Genomic DNA, 19,133 nt, shown 5'->3' with positions numbered 1-19,133 from the left:
CTTCGATGATAAAGACAGGAGAAAGCTATGCGCTGTATGACGTTATTACGCGGTTTCGTGATCCCTTTTGTATTCATGCTCTCATCCGGTTTTGCTGGGGCGGAAAAACCAGCGGGAAACCAGCAGATCGCCGTACAGATGTACACCTTACGCAATATGGGTACGCTTGATGAGCAATTCACGCTGGCGCGTGAAGCGGGGTATAAAGCGGTTGAATTAGTAGGAACACAAGGGGTTAGCGCATCAGAAATGAAGGCGCTGTTGGCTAAACATCAGTTAAAAGCTATTGCTGCCCATGTGCAACTGACTGAACTAAAAAGCAATCCAGAAGAGGTGATCGCGTTTAACAAAGCGATAGGCAACCGTGTCATTATTGTACCGTCGCTGGATGTGGCGAGCCGACCCAGCACGCCGACAGGCTGGCAACAACTCGGTAAGGAACTGAATGATATCGGCGCTGATCTGAAAAAGAGCGGTATGCAACTGGGTTATCACAATCATAACTATGAAATGAAAACGTATCACGGCAAAACCGGATTGGAGCTTTTGTTTGATGCCGCGAAGCCAGAGAATCTGGTTATGGAACTTGATGTCGCCTGGGCTTCCCGTGGTGGACAAGATCCGGCGAGATTATTGACCAAGTACCACGGACGGCTATTTTCCATTCATGCCAAAGACAATACGCCGGTTGGTATTCGCGATGACGAACGGAATTTTGCGCCGCCAGGAGAAGGATTATTAGCCTGGGATGAGATCATTCCGGCAGCGGTTAAATCTGGAGCGAAATGGTTTGTCGTCGAGCACGATCTGCCGAAAGATCCGCAAGCGGTTATTTCCGCCGCCTATCGGTCATTGTCTGAAAAACTGGGCGTAGTCAAAGATAAATCAGGCGATTAAGCCTCTCCGATTTACCCGAAATCCCACTTGCGAGCGGATGTTCGCAAGTGGATGAACGAGCGAATCGCCTTTATATGGTTGATGGTTGCGTTAACCGGAAGCCCGCTCAATAAATTTCCACTCAAGCACGCGTTTTTCTATTTCACTATTGGGTTGATCAATCTGCGTCAATAACAGTTTTACCGCCTGTCGGCCAATATTGGCCGAAGGTTGTTGTACGGTGCTGAGTTGCGGAGAGGTAATATAGCCGAGTTCCGTGCCGTCAAAGCCGATCACCGCAATATCCTCAGGCACCCGCAAGCCAGCGTCATTTATCGCGGAGAGCGCGCCGGCGGCCAGCGTATCGGATACGGCGAACACCGCATCAGGTTGCGCTTCTTGATTAAGCAGCGCCGACATAGCAGCTTTTCCACCCTCATAACTTAATGTATCGGCGTATTCGACCCTACAATAGCCGAGTTGATTTTCAGTAATGACCTCGCGGTAGCCTTTCTCTCGCAGTTGCGCATAGAGATAATTCATATCGTGATTAATCATCGCGATACGGCGGCGGCCTTTGCCAAGAAAATTGTCAATCACGAAGCGCGAGGCCTCAACGTCATCAATACCGACGGAAGAAATGGACGAATTATCATCATGCTCGGCGCACTGCACCCAGGGCGCGTTGCCGATAATGGCCTGAAGTTCCGACAGCGTGGAGATCGCATCCATGGTGATCACGCCATCGACCATCTTGCCCGAAAGCAGTTGCAGGCCGGATTGCGCACGGACTGTATCCGATCCCGAATTGCACAGAAGAATACGATAGCCGTTCTCTTCCGCTTCCGCTTCAATGCCTTTAACCACATCGGCGCAGAAGGGGTTGGCGATATTGGAAACCATGACCAGCAACATATTGCTGCGCGCGGTGCGCAACTGGCGAGCTAACAGGTTGGGCTGGTAGTTGCTGGTTTTTATTGCATTTAACACCCGTTCCCGATTTTGGGGTTTAACGGTGTTGACGTTATTCAGCACTCGTGAAACGGTTGCCACCGATACACCGGCGATGCGTGCTATTTTTTGAATCGACATATATTCAGAAGGCGCTTGCGCTCACTTACATTTGGTCAGGCAGATTATCATAAACCTGGCGGGGGCTGAATTATCCTGCATGAACCAAGGTGCTGAAAAGAAAGCGCCTCTGGCAGTCGCTGCCGGAGGCGGAGAGAATTACTTATAGTCGACGTTAACCCATTTTTGCTGCTGATGGCTTTGTAGGATGGCATCGAGAATAAACATGATGTCGGCGCCATCGTGGAATGTCGCAAAATCAACCGGATCGACGCCCGGCTGTTTGCCGTCGCGCAGATAGCGATAAAATTTCTCCATCATGTTTTTAAAGGCGTCCGGCCAGCCTTCGATATGTCCGCCGGGGAAATGAACGGACGTGGCCGCGTCAGGATTCATCAGGGATGGATCGTCGGAAAGCAGTTGATTGGGTTTATCACGGTTGCCGATCCACAGCGTCTGCGGCGTTTCCTGATCCCAGGCGAGCGATTTCTCACTGCCGTTGACTTCAAACGTCAGACGATTCTTTCTGCCCGCGCTGACTTGCGAAACGGTAAACGATCCCCGTCTGCCGTCGTCGAACCGTAACAGAACGGTGGCGTAATCTTCCGTGCTGACGGGTTTGTCGTCATACTCTGTCGCGGCATTCGATGATGAGAAGGTCGCGCTTCCCTGGCGGCTTGATTTACGCGTTGGGTGAACGATCACCAGGTCGGCGAATACCGCGGCGATTTTCCGTCCGGTGATGAACTGGACCGTATCGCACCAGTGTGAACCGATATCCGCCACCGCGCGCGATACGCCGCCATATTCTGGTTCCACGCGCCAGTTATAATCGGTTTCATACAGCATCCAGTCTTGCAGATAACCGCCGTGGACGGCGAAAACGTGGCCAATCTCCTGCTGTTTGATCATGCTGGCGACCTGTTGCACAATGCCGAATTGCCGATAGACGAAGCTGACGCCATGAACGACACGTTGCGCTTGTGCCAGTGACACCAGTTCGCGGGCTTCGTCGCTGGTCATGCACAGCGGCTTTTCGGAAAACACGTGTTTGCCCGCCAGAATAATCTGCTTGTTGATGGCGGCATGCAGGTGATTCGGCGTGCAGTTATGGATCACCGCGATATCAGGATGATTCAGCAGATCGTTAATGTTGCCATAGGCGTGCGGAATGTTGAGCAAGCGGGCTTTCTGCTGGGCGAGTTCCAGTGAATTCTCCGCCAGCGCCACCACTTCCACAAAGCCCAGCCGACGAATCGCTTCAATATGCGCCGGCCCGATAAAACCGGAGCCAATAATACCCACACGGATCATTTTGTTTTCTCCTCTGGCAGTCCGAGCATTTTTCTCACCAGATCTCTGTCATCGTTCGTGGCGGCGAAATCATCAAAGGCGCGCTGCGAAACGGGAATGATATTCCGCTGGATAAATTCGGCGCCCTCTTTGGCGCCCTGATCGCTGTCCTTCAGACAACATTCCCATTCGAGCACCGCCCAGCCGCCGTAATCGTATTGGGCGAGTTTGCTGAAGATGGCGCCGAAATCGATTTGTCCGTCTCCCGGCGAACGAAAACGTCCGGGCCGATCCGACCAGGTCTGATAGCCGCCATAAACGCCGCTTTTCCCGGATGACCTGAACTCGGCATCTTTCACATGGAACGCCTTAATCCGTTGGTGATAGCGATCGATAAAGTCAAGGTAATCCATCTGCTGCAACAGCATATGGCTGGGATCGTAAAGGATATTGGCGCGTGGATGATGATTTACGGCATCGAGAAAACGCTCGAAGCTGGCGCCATCATGTAAATCCTCGCCGGGGTGAAGCTCGTAACAGACATCTACGCCGTATTCGTCAAAGCTATCGAGAATCGGCGTCCAGAGTCGGCCCAGTTCCTGAAAGGCTTCCCGAATAAGACTCTCTTTACGTGGCGGCCAGGGATAAAAGTAGGGCCAGGCCAGCGCCCCGGAAAAGGTGGCGTGGGCGTTCAGCCCCAGCCGGGAAGAGGCCGCCGCCGCCTGTTTGAGAGAAGCGATGGCCCATTGTTGCCGCGCCTGCGGATTACCACGATAAGTCGGCGGCGCAAAATCATCAAACGCATCGTGATACGCCGGGTGCACCGCAATCAACTGTCCTTCCAGATGGGTAGACAATTCGCTGATGGCCAGCCCATGTTGCGCCAACATCCCTGTGACCTCATCGCAATAGGTTTGACTGGTTGCCGCCGTCGCCAAATCAAAGATATGCGGGTGATTGCATGGTATTTGCAGTGCCTTAAACCCTAAGCCCGCCGCCCAGTCCGCCAGATTTTCAAGCGTGTCAAAGGGAGCCTGTTCGCCAATATATTGGGCGAGAAATATGCCCGGCCCTTTTAACGTTTTCATTCATACCTCCATTGGCAAAATGTTGGCAGTTATGCCCGCTCTTTATATTTAAAAGAGAATAAGAAGATCGCTGCAATAATTGCGGCCGCAATCGCCGGGATCCACCAGAAAGTCGCCCATATTTCCGGCGCATTGAGCGTGCCGTTGTCGAACAGACGGTTATAGAGCGCGCCCGAAACCTGAGAGCCCAGCAGCATACCGACGCCATAGGTGAACAGCACGACCATACTTTGCGCCTGACCTTTAATTTTCTCTCCGGCGATGCGATCGGTGTAGATAAAGCCGATCACAAAGAAGAAATCGTAACAAACGCCGTGCAGCAGAATACCGATATAGAGCAGCCAGCGCGCTTCCTCGCTCACGCCCAGCGCGAAAAGGGCATAGCGTACAAACCAGGCCAACATACCGATAAACAGCATGTACTTCACACCCAGCCTTTTGAACAACAGCGGGATGATCAACATAAAGAAAATTTCAGACATCTGGCCGAATGACATAGCTGTGCTGACATTATTGATGCCGACATCGCTCAGAAACGATGCGGTGTAGGCATAGTAAGTCCCCAGCGGAATGGAAATCAGCATCGCGCAGATGGCGAACACCAGAAAATGGCTCTGCTTAAGCAGGGCGAAAGCGTCGGCGCAAAACAGATCGCGCACCGCCAGCGGTTGGCCTTTGGCCGGTGCGGGGGTGTGCGGCAGCGTCAGGCTATAGACGGCAAGGATCGCGGAGAAAACGGCGGCAACATAGAAGATGGAGACGCTCGCCGAGATCCCCGCCATGCCGATGCAAACCCCGGCAACAATCCAGCCAATCGTGCCGAATACCCGCACCACAGGAAAACTCTTTTCGCTATTGGTCAGATTATGGAACGCAATATTGTTGGTTAACGCCAGCGTGGGCATAAAGCACAACGTATAGGCGAAGAGCAGCATCAGCAGTTGCGATCCGTTCTCGCTGGTCAACGCGCCAGGTACGAACCACAGGATCACCGCGCCCACCAAATGCAATAGCGCCATGACTTTTTGCGAGGGGAAGAAGCGGTCAACCACCATACCGAGTACGAAAGGCGAAAGGATCGAGGCGATCGGCGCGGCGGAGAAAGCGTCGCCAATCATGGATGCCAGGTTATGTTGCGTCATAACCAGCCCCAATGTTACTGACCATGAGCCCCAGATAAAGAATTCCAAAAACATCATGAGCGACAGTCTGGGTACGACGAATGTGGGCTGTAACGATTTGGATGCGGTATTTTTAGATGAAGAAACCATAAGGTATCCCTTTTAAAAGTAATCGATTACAATCTGTGTTTTATCAATGTAATCGATTACTTTTGGCTTAACCGCTGCTTTTAGTAATAAATGAGATCCTCATCACTAGAAAGTTATTTGGGAGTGGCGGTAGGTGGTATTTAACAGCGATGATCTGAATATCTGATTTTAATCTGGAGAAAGTCATGGCGCATTATATGTTAATTGGCGATGTTGGCGGCACCAATACCCGTCTGGCGTTGTGTGATAGGACAACGGGCGAGTTATCGCAAACGGCAACCTATTCCGGGCTGAATTTCCCTTCGCTGGAGGCGGCAATCCGTGATTATCTCGGAAAATTGACGGTATCGGTTCAGGATGCCTGTATCGCCATCGCCTGCCCGATCACCGGCGATTGGGTCGCCATGACCAACCACAGTTGGGCTTTTTCCATTGAGGAAATGAGGGCCAGTCTTGGTCTGCGGCATTTTGAAGTAATTAATGATTTTACCGCGGTATCCATGGCGGTGCCGGTGATGGATAAAGCGCATTTGCTGCAACTCGGCGGAGGCGAACCCGTGCCGGGTAAGCCGATCGCGGTCTATGGCGCAGGCACCGGACTGGGGGTAGCCCATCTGGTTTATGCGGCTGATCGCTGGATAAGCTTATCGGGTGAAGGCGGCCATGTGGATTTCGCGCCAAACAGCGATGAAGAAGAGGCGATTCTGTCCATCATGCGCAAGGAGTGGGGGCATGTTTCAGCGGAGCGCCTGCTTTCAGGGCAAGGGCTGGTGAATATTTATCATGCGATAGTATTGTGTGATGAAAGAACTCCGGGAGCGCTGGAGCCGCAAGAGGTCACCCGGCGCGCATTGGAAAACAGCGATGTGGATTGCCGGCGGGCATTGTCGCTATTCTGTGTGATGTTAGGTCGTTTCGGCGGCAACCTGGCGCTCACGCTGGGCACCTTTGGCGGTGTGTATATCGCCGGCGGCATCGTGCCGCGCTTCCTTGAATTTTTCAAAGCGTCAGGTTTTCGCGCGGCGTTCGAGGACAAAGGGCGATTCAAGGATTATGTGCGGGCGATCCCGGTGTATCTGATCACCCACGAGCAGCCGGGACTGTTGGGTGCGGGCGCTTATCTCAGGCAATCGCTGGGAAAAACGCTTTAAGACCTGGCGGGCGCGGTACGTTGCCCGCGAGTCAGTCAGCAAGCGCCGGGCGTTTGCTGACTGAACGATTCGCGACTACGCCAGCACGCGGGTACGAATCACCTCGGCGATGCCAGGCCCTTCATTGTCGCCGATAACCAAATCGGCGCGCGCTTTGATCTCATCCGCGCTGTTGCCCATGGCAACACCCAATCCGGCGCCTTCAAGCATGCTGATGTCGTTGAAGTTATCGCCAAAGGCGACGACCTCTTTCATGCTGATGCCTTGTTCCGACAACCACTGTTGCAGTAACTTCCCTTTGCTGTTGCCCGTTTGAGCGATATCCACCTGATCCTGCCACGACCACTCGCAGGCGAGGCCGAGTTGTGTTTCTACCGCGCCGGCGAAATCGTTGAGGGTAGGAATATTGGCATGGGATGTGGCGAATTTCCAGATCGCGACGGATTCATCGGTTTGCCGCATCAAATCCGCGACCTGTTGGAATGCGGGGCGCTGCAACGCGGGCAGGGTTGATGCCCAGGCTTGAGTCCGTGTCACATGCCCGGTGGGATATTGGTAATACATGGCGTCATCGGCATACATCAGACCGTGGATATCAAACGTTTGCAGCATGTTGAGCACGCTTTTAGCCTGATCGACGGATAACGGATTGGCGTGAGAGGTTTTCCCGGTCAGGTAATCGTAGACATAGGTGCCGTTACAGCAGATTGCTGGGGTATCCAGTTGCAACGCCTGATAAAACGGATGGATGGCGGAGTGATGACGCCCGGTCACAATCAGCACTTTTATGCCTTGCTGACGCGCCAGCGCCAGCGCGGTAAGCGATTCAGACAGGATTTTTTTCTGTTGGGTCAGCAGCGTTCCATCAAGGTCAAGCGCAATTACACGGTAGATCATAGTCGTCTCGCAAATCATAGGGGCCATTATCAATGACCATTACGATAAATGACATGGCGATAAATAGCGAACCTTCCGCCACTTGACTAAAATCTTTCTCGTTGCGGATCTCTTGCCATGTCGTTGCATATGATGGCGTTGCTTAGCGCCATTATTGGCGTGAATTCAGCAAATCGTTTTCGATCCAATGCAGAATAACGCTGACGATATAACGCTGTTCGCCGTCATTCAGCACACGATGCTGGCGGATGTCGTGCCATTTTTCCAGACATCCCCGACAGCAGGTGGCGGTCGCATGCTGAGCGATAAAGACCGGATGGCCGTGCATCGGCGTCTGTTTGCCGTCGTTAGCGGGCTCCGCCGGAGCCAGTCTGCGAGCGACGAAGTCGGCGGCGTGAGACGCGATACGTTCCTTGCCTTTATTGAAGCAGTAGTCGCGCTCTTTGGCGCCCAGATGAAAACGCTGGCGGAAGCGGGAGCGTGACAGCCGTAAAAACAGCGCATCAAGTGTTGTCATAACTCGGAATCTGTAGGGTTAACGGCAGACGAGAGAAGACGATCCTGCCGTGGTAAATGAATAATAGCGTCGCTGCGTGTCTGTAGCATAAAGTGATTGCTGGTTATGGTACATCGTAAGTTAGGTTGCGCAAAATGTGACTGACAGAGACGGTTCTCTATCGTTAGCGTATCCTTGAGCAGTAAAATCCGCATGAATTAAGGAGAGTACGATGCAGCAAGTGGTTTATGTCGCCAGCCCGGAAAGTCAGCAAATTCACGTATGGCAACTCGGCGTGGACGGGAATTTGACCTTATTGCAGGTTGTGGATGTGCCTGGACAGGTGCAGCCGATGACCATTGCGCCGGACAATCGCTATTTGTACGTGGGCGTTCGTCCTGAGTTTCGGGTGATCAGCTACCGTATCGATGAGCAAGGTCTGTTGACCGACGCGGGCGCGGCAACGTTGCCGGGGAGCCCGACTCATCTTTCCACCGATCTTGACGGTCGTTTCCTGTTCAGCGCGTCCTATAGCGGCGCCTGCGTCAGCGTGAGTTCCATTGACGAGGATGGCATTGTCGGTGAGCCGATCCAGCAATTGCACGGATTGGAAGGTTGCCACTCGACCAACATCGATCCAACCAATACGGTGGTCTGGGCGCCATGCCTGAAAGAAGATCGCATTCGTTTATATGATCTGGGGGGCGACGGCCAACTGCGCGTACACCGTCAGCCGGAAATAACGACGGCGGCGGGCGCGGGGCCGCGCCATATGGTCTTCCATCCCAATCAGCGTTTCGCCTATTGCATTAACGAACTGGACAGTTCAGTGGACGTTTATCAACTCGATGCGGCGGACGGCCAATTGCAGAAGATCCAGACCGTTGGGGCGATGCCAGCCGATTTTGCCGATACGTGTTGGTCGGCGGACATTCACATCACCCCTGATGGCCGTTTTCTGTATACCTGTGATCGCACGGCCAGTTTGCTGAGTATTTTCCAGCTTTCCGCCGATGGCGGCGCCTTGTCTTTAACCGGCCATCAACCCACGGAAACACAACCGCGTGGCTTCAATATCGACCATACCGGCGAGTTCCTGATCACCGCCGGACAGAAATCGCAGCACATCGAAGTGTATCGCATTGATGGCGGCAAAGGCGCGCTGCAACCGTTGGCGCGTTATGCCGTTGGACAAGGGCCGATGTGGGTGAGTATTCTGGCGCTGGATTAAGCGGTCGGTTCCAGCCCCGCCGCGCGTGTGGGGCTGAAGGTGTGTTTTAACCGCGATACTCAATGATCGACAGGCCCGCGTTGTAATCGGTGCTGTAGATAATACCTTGCGCATCGACAAAAACATCGCAGGACTGAATAATCCGCGGTCTGCCGGGGCGCTTGTCCACCATTTTTTGCGGCGCGGCAGGCACCAGCGCACCAGTCTCTTTCGGCTGATAAGGATTGCTGATGTCGTAAACCCGGACGCCGGCGTTCTGGTAGGTGGCGAAAATCAGTGATGAACTGATAAAGCTGCCGGGACGGTTCTCATGCAGATTGTGCGGGCCGAAATGCGCGCCTTTCTGCACATAATCGATTTCATCAGGCTGCGGGAACGTCGAAATACTGACCGGGGTCCGCGGTTCACGAATATCGAATACCCAAATCAATTTTTCCCCATCTTCCTGATTATCCAATACAGCCTCATCGAGCACGATCAGCAAATCCCGGTCAGGGAGCGGCAGCGCGGTATGGGTTCCGCCGCCAAAAGGCGGGCTCCAGTTACGGTGACTGATGAGCCGGGGCTGGCTGCGATCGCTGACATCCAACAGCGTCAGCCCGCCGTCACGCCAGCTACCGTAGGCGGTATCGCCGTTAATGATGGCATGGTGCAGCGCGTAGCGTTTTCCTTCCGGCCAGTTGGCTTTTTCCCCGCCGGCGGTATGCATGCCGGGTAGCCAATAGCGTCCGGCAACTTGCGGATGTTGCGGGTCAGCCAGATCAATGGTCAGGAAAATATAATCGCTGTAGCCGTCCAGTAGCGCGGAAACATAGGCCCAGCGGCCACCGACATACCAGATGCGGTGAATACCGATGCCGTCCAGCGACAGGAAACTGATTTCACGCGTTTTGTCCGGTATGGAAATATCAAAAATACGCAGCCCGGCGCTCCAGCTTCTGTTCTGCGCTTGGGTGCTCACCGTTTCCGCGACAGAGCGGGTGTAATACACTTTTTCTTCGGCAAAGCTGGCATCGGCAAACAAGTCTCTGGCATTGACGACCAACAGCAGGTCGTCGTGCGTTTGCAAATGTATGCTCCAGGTTCCGGGCGGCGCGGCGATAAACCCGGCGGGTTTCGGGTTTTTGGCATCGCGCACGTCAACAATCGATACACCTTGTGAAACCATATGCCCGATATACGCATAACCACGGTGAACCATCACCTGTACGCCATCGGGTCTGCCGCCTTGATCGCTGTGTCCAATCAGCCGCATATTGCGGCTGTAATCAGGGGTGGGCAGGGAACTTGACGCCATAAATTAACTCCTATTATTTAACCTGTTTCGCTGCCAGTGTAGCAAACCAGGGCGCGATGAAGTCATCTGTCTGGCCCCAGCCAGGAATGATTTTGCTTAGTCCGGCAACGTTCACCGGGCCAGGCTGACTGGCTAACAAGGCTTGCGGAATGGCGGCGGCCCGGAACTCGTAAGTCGCGGGCGTCGGCTCGCCGGCAATTTTGTTCGCGACTAAACGCAGGTTGACTTTACCGATCAGCTTGGGGTCTACCGCCACGCTGACTTTCCACGGGCTATTGGCTTCCCGAATCAGTTGCAGATCCTGATTGGAAATATCGATGCTGTAGAGTTTGACCTCGGTACGGCCATTTTCTTTCAGCGCCTTGTAAGCACCTTGACTGAATGCGTCCCATGAACCCCAGATGGCGTCGATTTTCCCTTTCGGATACTTGGCCAGCACCGCGCCCACTTTATTGGCGGTATCGCCCTGAACATCGGAAGACACCGCGCCGATGGATTCCAACTCCTTGATGCCGGGGTTGGCTTTCAGGATTTGCTGATAGGCGGCCTGACGGCGTTCCATCGGCGGGAAACCGGCGACCCACAGTTTGATGATATTGGCTTGACCGTTGAAGTCTTTCACCAGTTGACCGAACGATTCATTGGTCAGCGAGGCGTCATCTTGCTGGGTGACGGTTACGCCGGGAATATCGCCATTGACGGCGGTATCAAATACCGACACCGCAATGCCGCTGGCGACGATACGTTTAAGCAGATCGGTGGAGTAGGGATCGCGCCCCTGCGAAAGAATGATGCCATCATATTTCTGGCTGATGGCCTGATTAACGAAATCCTGAAAACGCGCGTCGTCGCCATTACTCAGAAACGTACTGACTTTAAAGCCTAGTTTTTTGCCTTCTTCAATCACCCCGGAGACAAACTGTGTGGTGTTGTCGTCAGAGCCCAGATTACGAATGACCGCGATACGCACCGGCCCATCGTGCTGCGCCAGCGCGGTTGGAATCGGTGCGATGGCGGCGCTCTGATTGGCGAAGACCGGCAAGGCGGCAACCAGGCTCAGCGCGAGCAGCGCGGGGGTGAATTTTTTCATTTATTTGCTCCATGATGTTCAAAAAAAGATGATATTTCGAAGAATTGAATACTGTGCTGTTCGTGCTGACGACTTTATAGCTGTCTTTATGTCTGGATGTCTATTTAAAAATGATAATCCATCCTAACGGCTAAGCGCGCATGGCGGAATGGGGGACATTATGACTTTTGGGTTTAAGTTATAACGTTTGGTTTGCAGGGGAGGTGGTGAAGCTGGAAAAATACCCGCGTTCACCACGCGGACAGAGCGGAAAACAACGGCAGATGATAAACGTCTGGAGCAGGTCGATGACAATCGACACGCCGAAATAGCAGGCCGAACCACGGTTCGGCCTGAGTGGAGAAGGAAATTATTTGACTTGCATGCCTGACTGAGCGCCGCTATCCGGACTCAGCAGGAAAATATCCTTACCGCCCGGACCGGCGGCCATCACCATGCCTTCCGACATGCCAAAGCGCATTTTGCGCGGCGCAAGGTTGGCGACCATCACCGTCAGGCGACCAACCAGTTGGCTGGGATCAGGGTAGGCCGCACGAATACCGGAGAAGACCTGCCGTGTTTCTCCTCCCAGATCCAACGTCAGGCGCAGCAACTTATCCGAGCCCTCGACCTGTTCCGCTTGCTTGATCAACGCGATACGCATGTCCACTTTGTCAAAGTCATCAAACTTGATCGTCTCTTGTATCGGGTTATCCGCCAGTGGGCCGGAAGCGGCTTGGGTTTGGGCCATATCTTCTTTGGACGCATTAACCATGGCATTGACTTTATCCAGATCGATGCGGTTGAAAAGCGCCTTAAAGGTATTGACCTGATGGCCGAGCAACGGCGCGTCGATCTCATCCCAACGCAGTTCCTGATTCAAGAACGCTTCCGCGCGCTGCGCCAGCGCCGGTAATACCGGTTTCAGGTAGGTCATCAGCACCCGGAACAGGTTGATGCCCATAGAACAGATCGCCTGTAGATCGGCGTCGCGGCCTTCTTCCCTGGCCACCACCCACGGCGCCTGCTCATCAACGTAACGGTTTGCCAAATCCGCGAGCGCCATAATTTCACGGATAGCCCTGCCGGATTCGCGATTGCCGTAAGCGTCGGCAATGTTTTTTGCCGCATCGGTAAATGTCTGGTACAACGCGGCGTCAGCCAGCTTATCGGCCAGCTTGCCGTCAAAACGCTTGCTGATGAAGCCAGCATTCCGTGAGGCAAGATTGACCAGTTTATTAACGATATCGGCATTCACCCGTTGAACGAAATCTTCCAGATTGAGGTCGATGTCATCAATGCGCGAAGAAAGTTTCGCCGCGTAGTAATAGCGCAGGCAGTCCGCGTCCAGATGTTGCAGATAAGTTCCGGCTTTGATGAAGGTGCCGCGTGACTTGGACATCTTGGCGCCGTTAACCGTCACATAACCGTGTACAAACAGGTTGGTGGGTTTACGGAAACCGCTGCCTTCCAGCATGGCCGGCCAGAACAGGCTGTGGAAATAGACGATATCCTTACCGATGAAATGGTACAGATCGGTTGTGGAATCCTTGTGCCAGAATTCATCAAAATTCAGATCGCCACGTTTGTCGCACAAGTTTTTGAATGAACCCATGTAGCCGATTGGCGCATCCAGCCAGACGTAGAAATATTTGCCCGGCGCGTCAGGCACTTCGAAACCGAAATAAGGCGCATCGCGAGTGATGTCCCACTGCTGCAGACCGGCGTCAAACCACTCCTGCATTTTGTTGGCCACCTGTTCCTGCAACGCGCCTGAACGTGTCCAGGCTTGCAGCATCTCGCTGAAGGCCGGCAAATCAAAGAACAAGTGCTCGGATTCGCGCATCACCGGCGTGGCGCCGGACACCGCGGATTTGGGGTCGATCAGTTCCGTCGGGCTATAGGTGGCGCCACAGACTTCGCAGTTATCGCCATATTGATCGGCCGCTTTACATTTCGGGCAGGTGCCTTTCACAAAGCGGTCTGGCAGGAACATGCCTTTTTCCGGATCGTAAAGCTGAGAGATGGTGCGGTTTTTAATAAAACCGTTCTCTTTCAGACGACCGTAAATCAGCGCGGATAACTCGCGGTTCTCTTCACTGTGCGTGGAGTGATAATTGTCATAGCTGATGTTGAAACCGGCGAAGTCCTGCTGATGTTCCTGACTCATCGCCGCGATCATTTCTTCCGGCGCGATCCCCATCTGCTGAGCTTTCAGCATGATCGGCGTGCCGTGGGCATCGTCCGCACAGATAAAATGAACCTGGTTGCCGCGCATTCGCTGGTAACGAACCCAGATATCCGCCTGAATGTGTTCAAGCATATGACCGAGGTGAATCGAACCATTAGCGTAAGGCAGCGCGCACGTTACCAATATTTTCTTTGCGACTTGAGTCATGAGGAACTTGCTTTCTTTTGTGATAGAGGGAAAACGATGTTAACCGATAGCGGCTTGCGGCGTAAACCGCTGCCTTGACGAAAACCATTCCGGGCGAATCACTCCGTGCGGTGATTGAATATCGTCATTCGGGTTTTTCGCCATCAAGGACGCCAGTCAGCCCGCCTTCTGGTATGCTGTAACGGTTTTTATCGGTTAATAATCAGAATTTCAAGGAGCCGGAATGAACTCAACACTCCCCGAACAACGTCCTGAAGCATTGCGTGTCATGGTCAGCGGGGTTCTCTCAACTTTTCAGCACTCGACACTGAAAAATAATCTGACCACCCTGAATGCCTTGCAACATTGCGCGCTGCTGGACGGGGTGTTGCATATCGAATTGACCATGCCGTTTGCCTGGCTTAGCGGATTGGAAGCATTAAAAGAAACGGTCAGCGCTGAACTGATCAGTCTGTCCGGGGCGAAAGCCATCGAGTGGCGTCTGACGCACAATATCGCCACCCTGCGCCGGGTGAATGATCAGGCTGGCGTGAAAGGCGTGAAGAACATTATTGCGGTTAGCTCCGGCAAGGGCGGCGTCGGCAAATCCAGCACGGCGGTCAATATGGCGCTGGCGCTGGCCGCGGAAGGCGCCAATGTCGGTATTCTGGATGCCGATATTTACGGGCCTTCGATCCCCACCATGCTGGGGGCGGCGAGTGAGCGCCCAACGTCGCCGGATGGTCAGCATATGGCGCCGATTATGGCGCACGGTCTGGCAACCAACTCGATTGGGTATCTGGTGACGGATGACAATGCCATGGTGTGGCGCGGGCCGATGGCCAGCAAAGCGTTACTGCAACTGTTGCAGGATACGCTCTGGCCGGAACTGGATTATCTGGTGCTGGATATGCCGCCGGGAACCGGCGACATTCAGTTGACGCTGGCGCAGAATATTCCGGTGACCGGCGCCGTGGTGGTGACCACGCCGCAGGATATCGCCCTGATGGATGCGATGAAAGGCATTGCGATGTTTGAAAAAGTCAGCGTGCCGGTTTTGGGTATCGTCGAGAATATGAGCGTCCACATCTGTAGTCATTGCGGTCATCTGGAGCCGATCTTCGGCACTGGCGGCGCGCAGAAACTGGCGGAAAAATATCAGTGCGCCTTGCTGGGCCAACTGCCGCTGCATATCTCGTTGCGTGAAGATCTGGATCGCGGCGAACCGACGGTAGTCAGCCATCCTGACGGCGAATTCACGTCGTTGTACCGTGAACTGGCGGGGCAGGTCGCCGCACAGCTTTACTGGCAAGGAGAGGTGATCCCCACCGAGATTTCTTTCCGCGCGGTGTAGCCTCAGATACTTTGGTGGTTGGCGGCGCGGCGAATATTTATTCAATTCGCCGCCACCGCTGCCTTTTTTTATTTTTCTTTGTTCGCCGTCCAACTGGATAGCGCGCATACTGAATCGATCATTGTCGTTGCGCGACGAAATTCCGCCGCTGTGTGAAAGGCTGGCGTGAACCGCGCTAACTCCCTATAATTGCGCGACAAAGCGCCTGCTGGCGTGTTTCCCCTCTTTTATTATTGTTAATCAGGTCGTTAATACCATGACTGAGCAGTCTCACCAATGTGTCATCATCGGAATTGCGGGGGCTTCGGCTTCCGGTAAAAGTCTTATTTCCAGTACGTTGTACCGCGAGTTGCGCGATCAGGTCGGTGACGAACATATTGGTGTGATACCTGAAGACAGCTACTACAAAGATCAAAGTCATCTGACGATGGAAGAGCGGGTAAAAACCAATTATGACCACCCAAGTTCGATGGATCACAGCCTGTTGCTGACGCATCTGCAAATGCTGAAAGCGGGGCAGGCGATAGAGCTTCCTCTCTATAGTTATGTTGAACATACCCGCAAGCAGGAAACCATCCATCTGGAACCGAAGAAAGTCATTATTCTTGAAGGCATTTTGCTGCTGACGGATGCCCGTTTGCGCAGTGAGATGAATTTTTCCATTTTTGTCGATACCCCGCTGGATATCTGTCTGTTGCGCCGGATGCGCCGCGATGTGAACGAGCGTGGCCGCTCAATGGATTCCGTGATGGAGCAGTACCAGAAAACGGTGCGTCCCATGTTTTTGCAATTCATCGAACCATCCAAACAATACGCCGATATCATTGTTCCGCGCGGCGGCAAAAACCGTATCGCGATCGATATTCTGAAAGCCAAGTTAAGCCAGTTCGTTGAATAAACCGGCGTGTTGAATAAGTTAAGGGAATTTTCCTGATGCCGATGTCGAGTGGAGAAAAAAATGAGACTGTGTGATCGTGACATTGAAGCCTGGTTGGATGATGGCCGGCTGGTGATTACGCCCCGCCCGCCGACGGAAAGAATTAATGGCGCGACGGTGGATGTCCGTTTGGGAAATCAGTTTCGGGTATTCAGAGGCCATACCGCGGCCTATATTGATCTGAGCGGCCCCAAGGATGAGGTCGGCGCGGCATTGGATCGGGTGATGAGCGATGAGATTAATTTACCGGAAGGCGAAGCGTTTTTTCTTCACCCGGGAGAACTGGCGCTGGCGGTGACGTTTGAGTCAGTCACTTTGCCGGATAATCTGGTGGGATGGCTGGATGGTCGCTCCTCGCTGGCGCGTCTTGGACTGATGGTTCATGTGACCGCACATCGAATTGATCCCGGTTGGCAAGGAAGAATTGTTCTGGAGTTCTATAATTCAGGTAAGTTGCCGTTGGCGTTGCGCCCCGGAATGATGATCGGCGCGTTGAGTTTCGAACCGTTATCAGGCCCGGCGGCGCGGCCTTATAATCGTCGGCAGGACGCCAAATATAAAGATCAGCAGGGCGCCGTCGCAAGCCGGATTGATAAAGACTAAATTGCCGGCAGGCCTGTTGACCATGCGGATTACAATGAGGATGGCATGAGAAGATTTCTGACGACACTGGCAATTCTGCTTGTCGTGTTGGTGGCAGGAATGACAGCGTTGGTGGTGCTGGTAAATCCCAATGATTTTCGCGCTTATATGATAAAACAGGTCGAGGCGCGTAGCGGTTATCGCCTGCAATTGGATGGCGATCTGCGCTGGCATGTCTGGCCGCAGTTGAGCATTCTGTCCGGCGGCATGTCGCTAAGCGCGCCCGGTTCGACGGCGCCGATGGTCAGCGCGGAAAATATGCGGTTGGATGTGCAACTCTGGCCGCCGCTGTCTCACAAGCTGGCGATTAAACAGATCATGCTGAAAGGCGCGGTTATCCGTCTGACGCCAGAAAGCGAGGCCAGAAAGCCCGGTAACGCGCCCATTGCGCCTGCGGGATCACCCGCTCCCACCGAAGGGCAGGGTTGGCGATTCGACATTGATCAACTGAAAATCGCGGATAGTCTGTTGGTGTTGCAGCGCAGTGACGGCGAACAGGTCAATGTACGCGACATCAATTTGCTGATGGAGCAGGATGGTAATCGTCAGGTCAGTATTACTCTGTCGAGCCGGATCAACCGCGATCAGCGCGATGTGGCGCTTTCTCTGTCTGCGGATATGGATATGCAGCACTTCCCGCAGCAGGTCAACGCTACTATCCGCTCGCTGGACTATCAGATTCAGGGCGCTGACATTCCTGAAGGCGGAATTAGCGGCAGCGGTAGTTTGCAGGCCAGCTATCAGCAATATCCTGAAAAAATTACCGTCAGCCAATTGGCGCTGAGCGCCAATGAAAGCCAGCTAACGGGAAGCGGCAGCGCCACGCTGGGAGAACGCCCCGATTATGTTCTGGATCTGAAGTCTGACAAGCTGGATCTGGATGCGCTGCTCGGTCTGAAAGCGACAGCGGATAAAAGCACGCCAGCGGTTCAGATCAAAGCGGGTAAGCCGGTGATTTCCAGCGATGCGCCGCCTGATGCGCAAAATAGTTTGCAGGAATTCAATGCGCGCCTGTCACTGCAAGCTGACTCACTGGTTTACCGTGGGCTTGACATCAGTCAGTTTAATCTTCAGGCGACTAACCAGCAGGGGGTGCTCACGATTTCCGCTCTTGACGGAAAGCTGGGGGAAGGAAACTTCTCTGTGCCCGGTAAAATGGATAGCAATGCCACGCCCGCCATCACGCTGCAACCGGATATCAAGAATGTCGCGCTATCGCCCTTGCTGGCGGCGTTTGACTTGCCTGAGACCGTAAGCGGGAGTTTGTCTCTTAATGGCCAGCTTAGCGGCAATGCATTTACGCTGCCTGCGGTTACCCGGCAATGGCAAGGCGCAGCGACGTTGAAAGTTGACAACATGCGTATGCATGGATTGAATATCCAGCAAATGGTGCAGATGGCCGTCGCGCGTAATAACGTGAATGTGCGCGGCCAGGAGCGTTATGAACGTTATACCGAGGTGCGACAGTTGACGGGCAATGCCCAGCTTAATGCAGGTAAGCTACGGATCAGCGATCTGAACGGTATTTCTGAACTGTTAACCGTAACCGGCGCAGGGCTGTTTGACCTCCCAGCGCAAACCTGCGATGTCAACCTTGGCGTATTGATAACGCAAGGTTGGCAGGGCGACGAGCAATTAGTCAAGGTGCTGCAAAACACGGCGATTCCTCTGCGGCTCTATGGCCCCTGGAACAACCTGAATTATCAGTTGCAGGTGGATCAACTGTTGCGTAAACGGTTGCAAAGCGAAATGAAAAAACGTTTAAACGAGTGGGCGGATAAAAACCAGCAAAGTCAGAAAGGTAAGGATCTGAAACAACTGCTCGATCAGCTGTAATTAGTTGTTGCACTGATTATTCTTTAGTTAATGGCATCTTCAGCCAGCTTTGCCACTTCATTGTGGGTCAGTCCGTTGATCTGCTGTACAGTTTCTTTGTCCATGCCTTTAAGCAGTAATTGACGGGCGATTTGCCGGGTACTGGTTTTGATGACCCTGTAAATAATTCTGTGTAATTGCCACCCTATTAAATGTGACCGTTCAACCGGTCACCGAACTCAATAATAAAACGACTCATCGCCAGCCG

At 53.5% G+C, this 19,133-nt stretch carries 17 protein-coding genes; 7 read left to right on the top strand and 10 right to left on the bottom strand.

Annotated elements, in window-relative coordinates:
* Positions 1-27 precede the first annotated feature (27 nt).
* Positions 28-897: a sugar phosphate isomerase/epimerase family protein gene (locus tag DES54_RS00085; protein ID WP_205680156.1), complete on the top strand. Its 870-nt coding sequence runs from the start codon at positions 28-30 to the stop codon at positions 895-897.
* A gap of 90 nt (positions 898-987) precedes the next feature.
* Here the strand turns inward: DES54_RS00085 and DES54_RS00080 are convergent, their stop codons facing one another.
* The 4 genes from DES54_RS00080 to DES54_RS00065 form a co-directional block, all read right to left on the bottom strand.
* On the bottom strand, positions 988-1,968 hold the full coding sequence (locus tag DES54_RS00080) for a LacI family DNA-binding transcriptional regulator (RefSeq protein WP_113864599.1): 981 nt from the start codon (positions 1,966-1,968) through the stop codon (positions 988-990).
* A gap of 138 nt (positions 1,969-2,106) precedes the next feature.
* Entirely contained in the window at positions 2,107-3,261 is a 1,155-nt protein-coding gene (locus DES54_RS00075; RefSeq protein WP_113864598.1) for a Gfo/Idh/MocA family protein, read from the bottom strand.
* Positions 3,258-4,328 (bottom strand): sugar phosphate isomerase/epimerase family protein, encoded by a 1,071-nt coding sequence (locus DES54_RS00070; RefSeq protein ID WP_113864597.1) that lies wholly within the window; start codon positions 4,326-4,328, stop codon positions 3,258-3,260. Before DES54_RS00070 ends, DES54_RS00075 begins: the two co-directional genes overlap by 4 nt.
* Before the next feature lie 29 nt (positions 4,329-4,357).
* A complete protein-coding gene (locus tag DES54_RS00065; RefSeq protein WP_113864596.1) occupies positions 4,358-5,599 on the bottom strand; it encodes an MFS transporter in 1,242 nt (413 codons plus the stop codon).
* 185 nt (positions 5,600-5,784) lie between these two features.
* Between DES54_RS00065 and glk the strand changes: the two genes are divergently transcribed.
* Positions 5,785-6,750 (top strand): glucokinase, encoded by a 966-nt coding sequence (gene glk / locus DES54_RS00060; protein WP_113864595.1) that lies wholly within the window; start codon positions 5,785-5,787, stop codon positions 6,748-6,750.
* A gap of 75 nt (positions 6,751-6,825) precedes the next feature.
* On the opposite strand, the gene DES54_RS00055 is transcribed toward glk, so the two are convergent.
* Together DES54_RS00055 and DES54_RS00050 are read right to left on the bottom strand one after the other, a co-directional pair.
* Positions 6,826-7,647 carry a pyridoxal phosphatase gene (locus DES54_RS00055; protein ID WP_113864594.1) on the bottom strand — a complete coding sequence of 274 codons (822 nt, stop codon included), beginning with the start codon at positions 7,645-7,647 and terminating at the stop codon, positions 6,826-6,828.
* A 151-nt stretch (positions 7,648-7,798) separates the two neighbouring features.
* Complete coding sequence (locus DES54_RS00050) at positions 7,799-8,164, bottom strand: DUF4186 domain-containing protein (protein WP_113864593.1); 366 nt, start codon at positions 8,162-8,164, stop codon at positions 7,799-7,801.
* Between the two features lie 211 nt (positions 8,165-8,375).
* Between DES54_RS00050 and pgl the strand changes: the two genes are divergently transcribed.
* Positions 8,376-9,374 carry a 6-phosphogluconolactonase gene (gene pgl, locus DES54_RS00045; RefSeq protein WP_113864592.1) on the top strand — a complete coding sequence of 333 codons (999 nt, stop codon included), beginning with the start codon at positions 8,376-8,378 and terminating at the stop codon, positions 9,372-9,374.
* Positions 9,375-9,420: 46 nt separating this feature from the next.
* Here the strand turns inward: pgl and DES54_RS00040 are convergent, their stop codons facing one another.
* The 3 genes from DES54_RS00040 to metG all read right to left on the bottom strand — a co-directional run bounded on the left by DES54_RS00040 (position 9,421) and on the right by metG (position 14,138).
* The gene (locus DES54_RS00040) at positions 9,421-10,671 is read right to left on the bottom strand and encodes an LVIVD repeat-containing protein (RefSeq protein WP_113864591.1); all 1,251 of its coding nucleotides are present in this window, start codon (positions 10,669-10,671) and stop codon (positions 9,421-9,423) included.
* Between the two features lie 13 nt (positions 10,672-10,684).
* The gene (locus DES54_RS00035; protein WP_113864590.1) at positions 10,685-11,761 is read right to left on the bottom strand and encodes a sugar ABC transporter substrate-binding protein; all 1,077 of its coding nucleotides are present in this window, start codon (positions 11,759-11,761) and stop codon (positions 10,685-10,687) included.
* A 349-nt stretch (positions 11,762-12,110) separates the two neighbouring features.
* Positions 12,111-14,138 (bottom strand): methionine--tRNA ligase, encoded by a 2,028-nt coding sequence (gene metG / locus DES54_RS00030; protein WP_113864589.1) that lies wholly within the window; start codon positions 14,136-14,138, stop codon positions 12,111-12,113.
* A gap of 223 nt (positions 14,139-14,361) precedes the next feature.
* On the opposite strand from metG, the gene apbC reads away from it, so the two are divergent.
* From apbC to asmA, 4 genes are all read left to right on the top strand, one after another.
* Positions 14,362-15,471 carry an iron-sulfur cluster carrier protein ApbC gene (gene apbC, locus DES54_RS00025; RefSeq protein WP_113864588.1) on the top strand — a complete coding sequence of 370 codons (1,110 nt, stop codon included), beginning with the start codon at positions 14,362-14,364 and terminating at the stop codon, positions 15,469-15,471.
* A gap of 256 nt (positions 15,472-15,727) precedes the next feature.
* Positions 15,728-16,369, top strand: coding sequence for a uridine kinase (gene udk, locus DES54_RS00020; protein ID WP_113864587.1), 642 nt, complete (start codon positions 15,728-15,730; stop codon positions 16,367-16,369).
* Between the two features lie 60 nt (positions 16,370-16,429).
* The gene (gene dcd / locus DES54_RS00015) at positions 16,430-17,011 is read left to right on the top strand and encodes a dCTP deaminase (RefSeq protein WP_113864586.1); all 582 of its coding nucleotides are present in this window, start codon (positions 16,430-16,432) and stop codon (positions 17,009-17,011) included.
* 45 nt (positions 17,012-17,056) lie between these two features.
* Complete coding sequence (gene asmA, locus DES54_RS00010) at positions 17,057-18,886, top strand: outer membrane assembly protein AsmA (RefSeq protein ID WP_113864585.1); 1,830 nt, start codon at positions 17,057-17,059, stop codon at positions 18,884-18,886.
* Between the two features lie 23 nt (positions 18,887-18,909).
* On the opposite strand, the gene DES54_RS19410 is transcribed toward asmA, so the two are convergent.
* Positions 18,910-19,038: an Rpn/YhgA-type helix-turn-helix domain-containing protein gene (locus DES54_RS19410; RefSeq protein ID WP_500676583.1), complete on the bottom strand. Its 129-nt coding sequence runs from the start codon at positions 19,036-19,038 to the stop codon at positions 18,910-18,912.
* Between the last annotated feature and the right edge of the window lie 95 nt (positions 19,039-19,133).

The organism is Brenneria salicis ATCC 15712 = DSM 30166 (assembly GCF_003315515.1).
Classification (GTDB): domain Bacteria; phylum Pseudomonadota; class Gammaproteobacteria; order Enterobacterales; family Enterobacteriaceae; genus Brenneria; species Brenneria salicis.
This window is presented reverse-complemented; position numbering and strand designations above follow the sequence as displayed.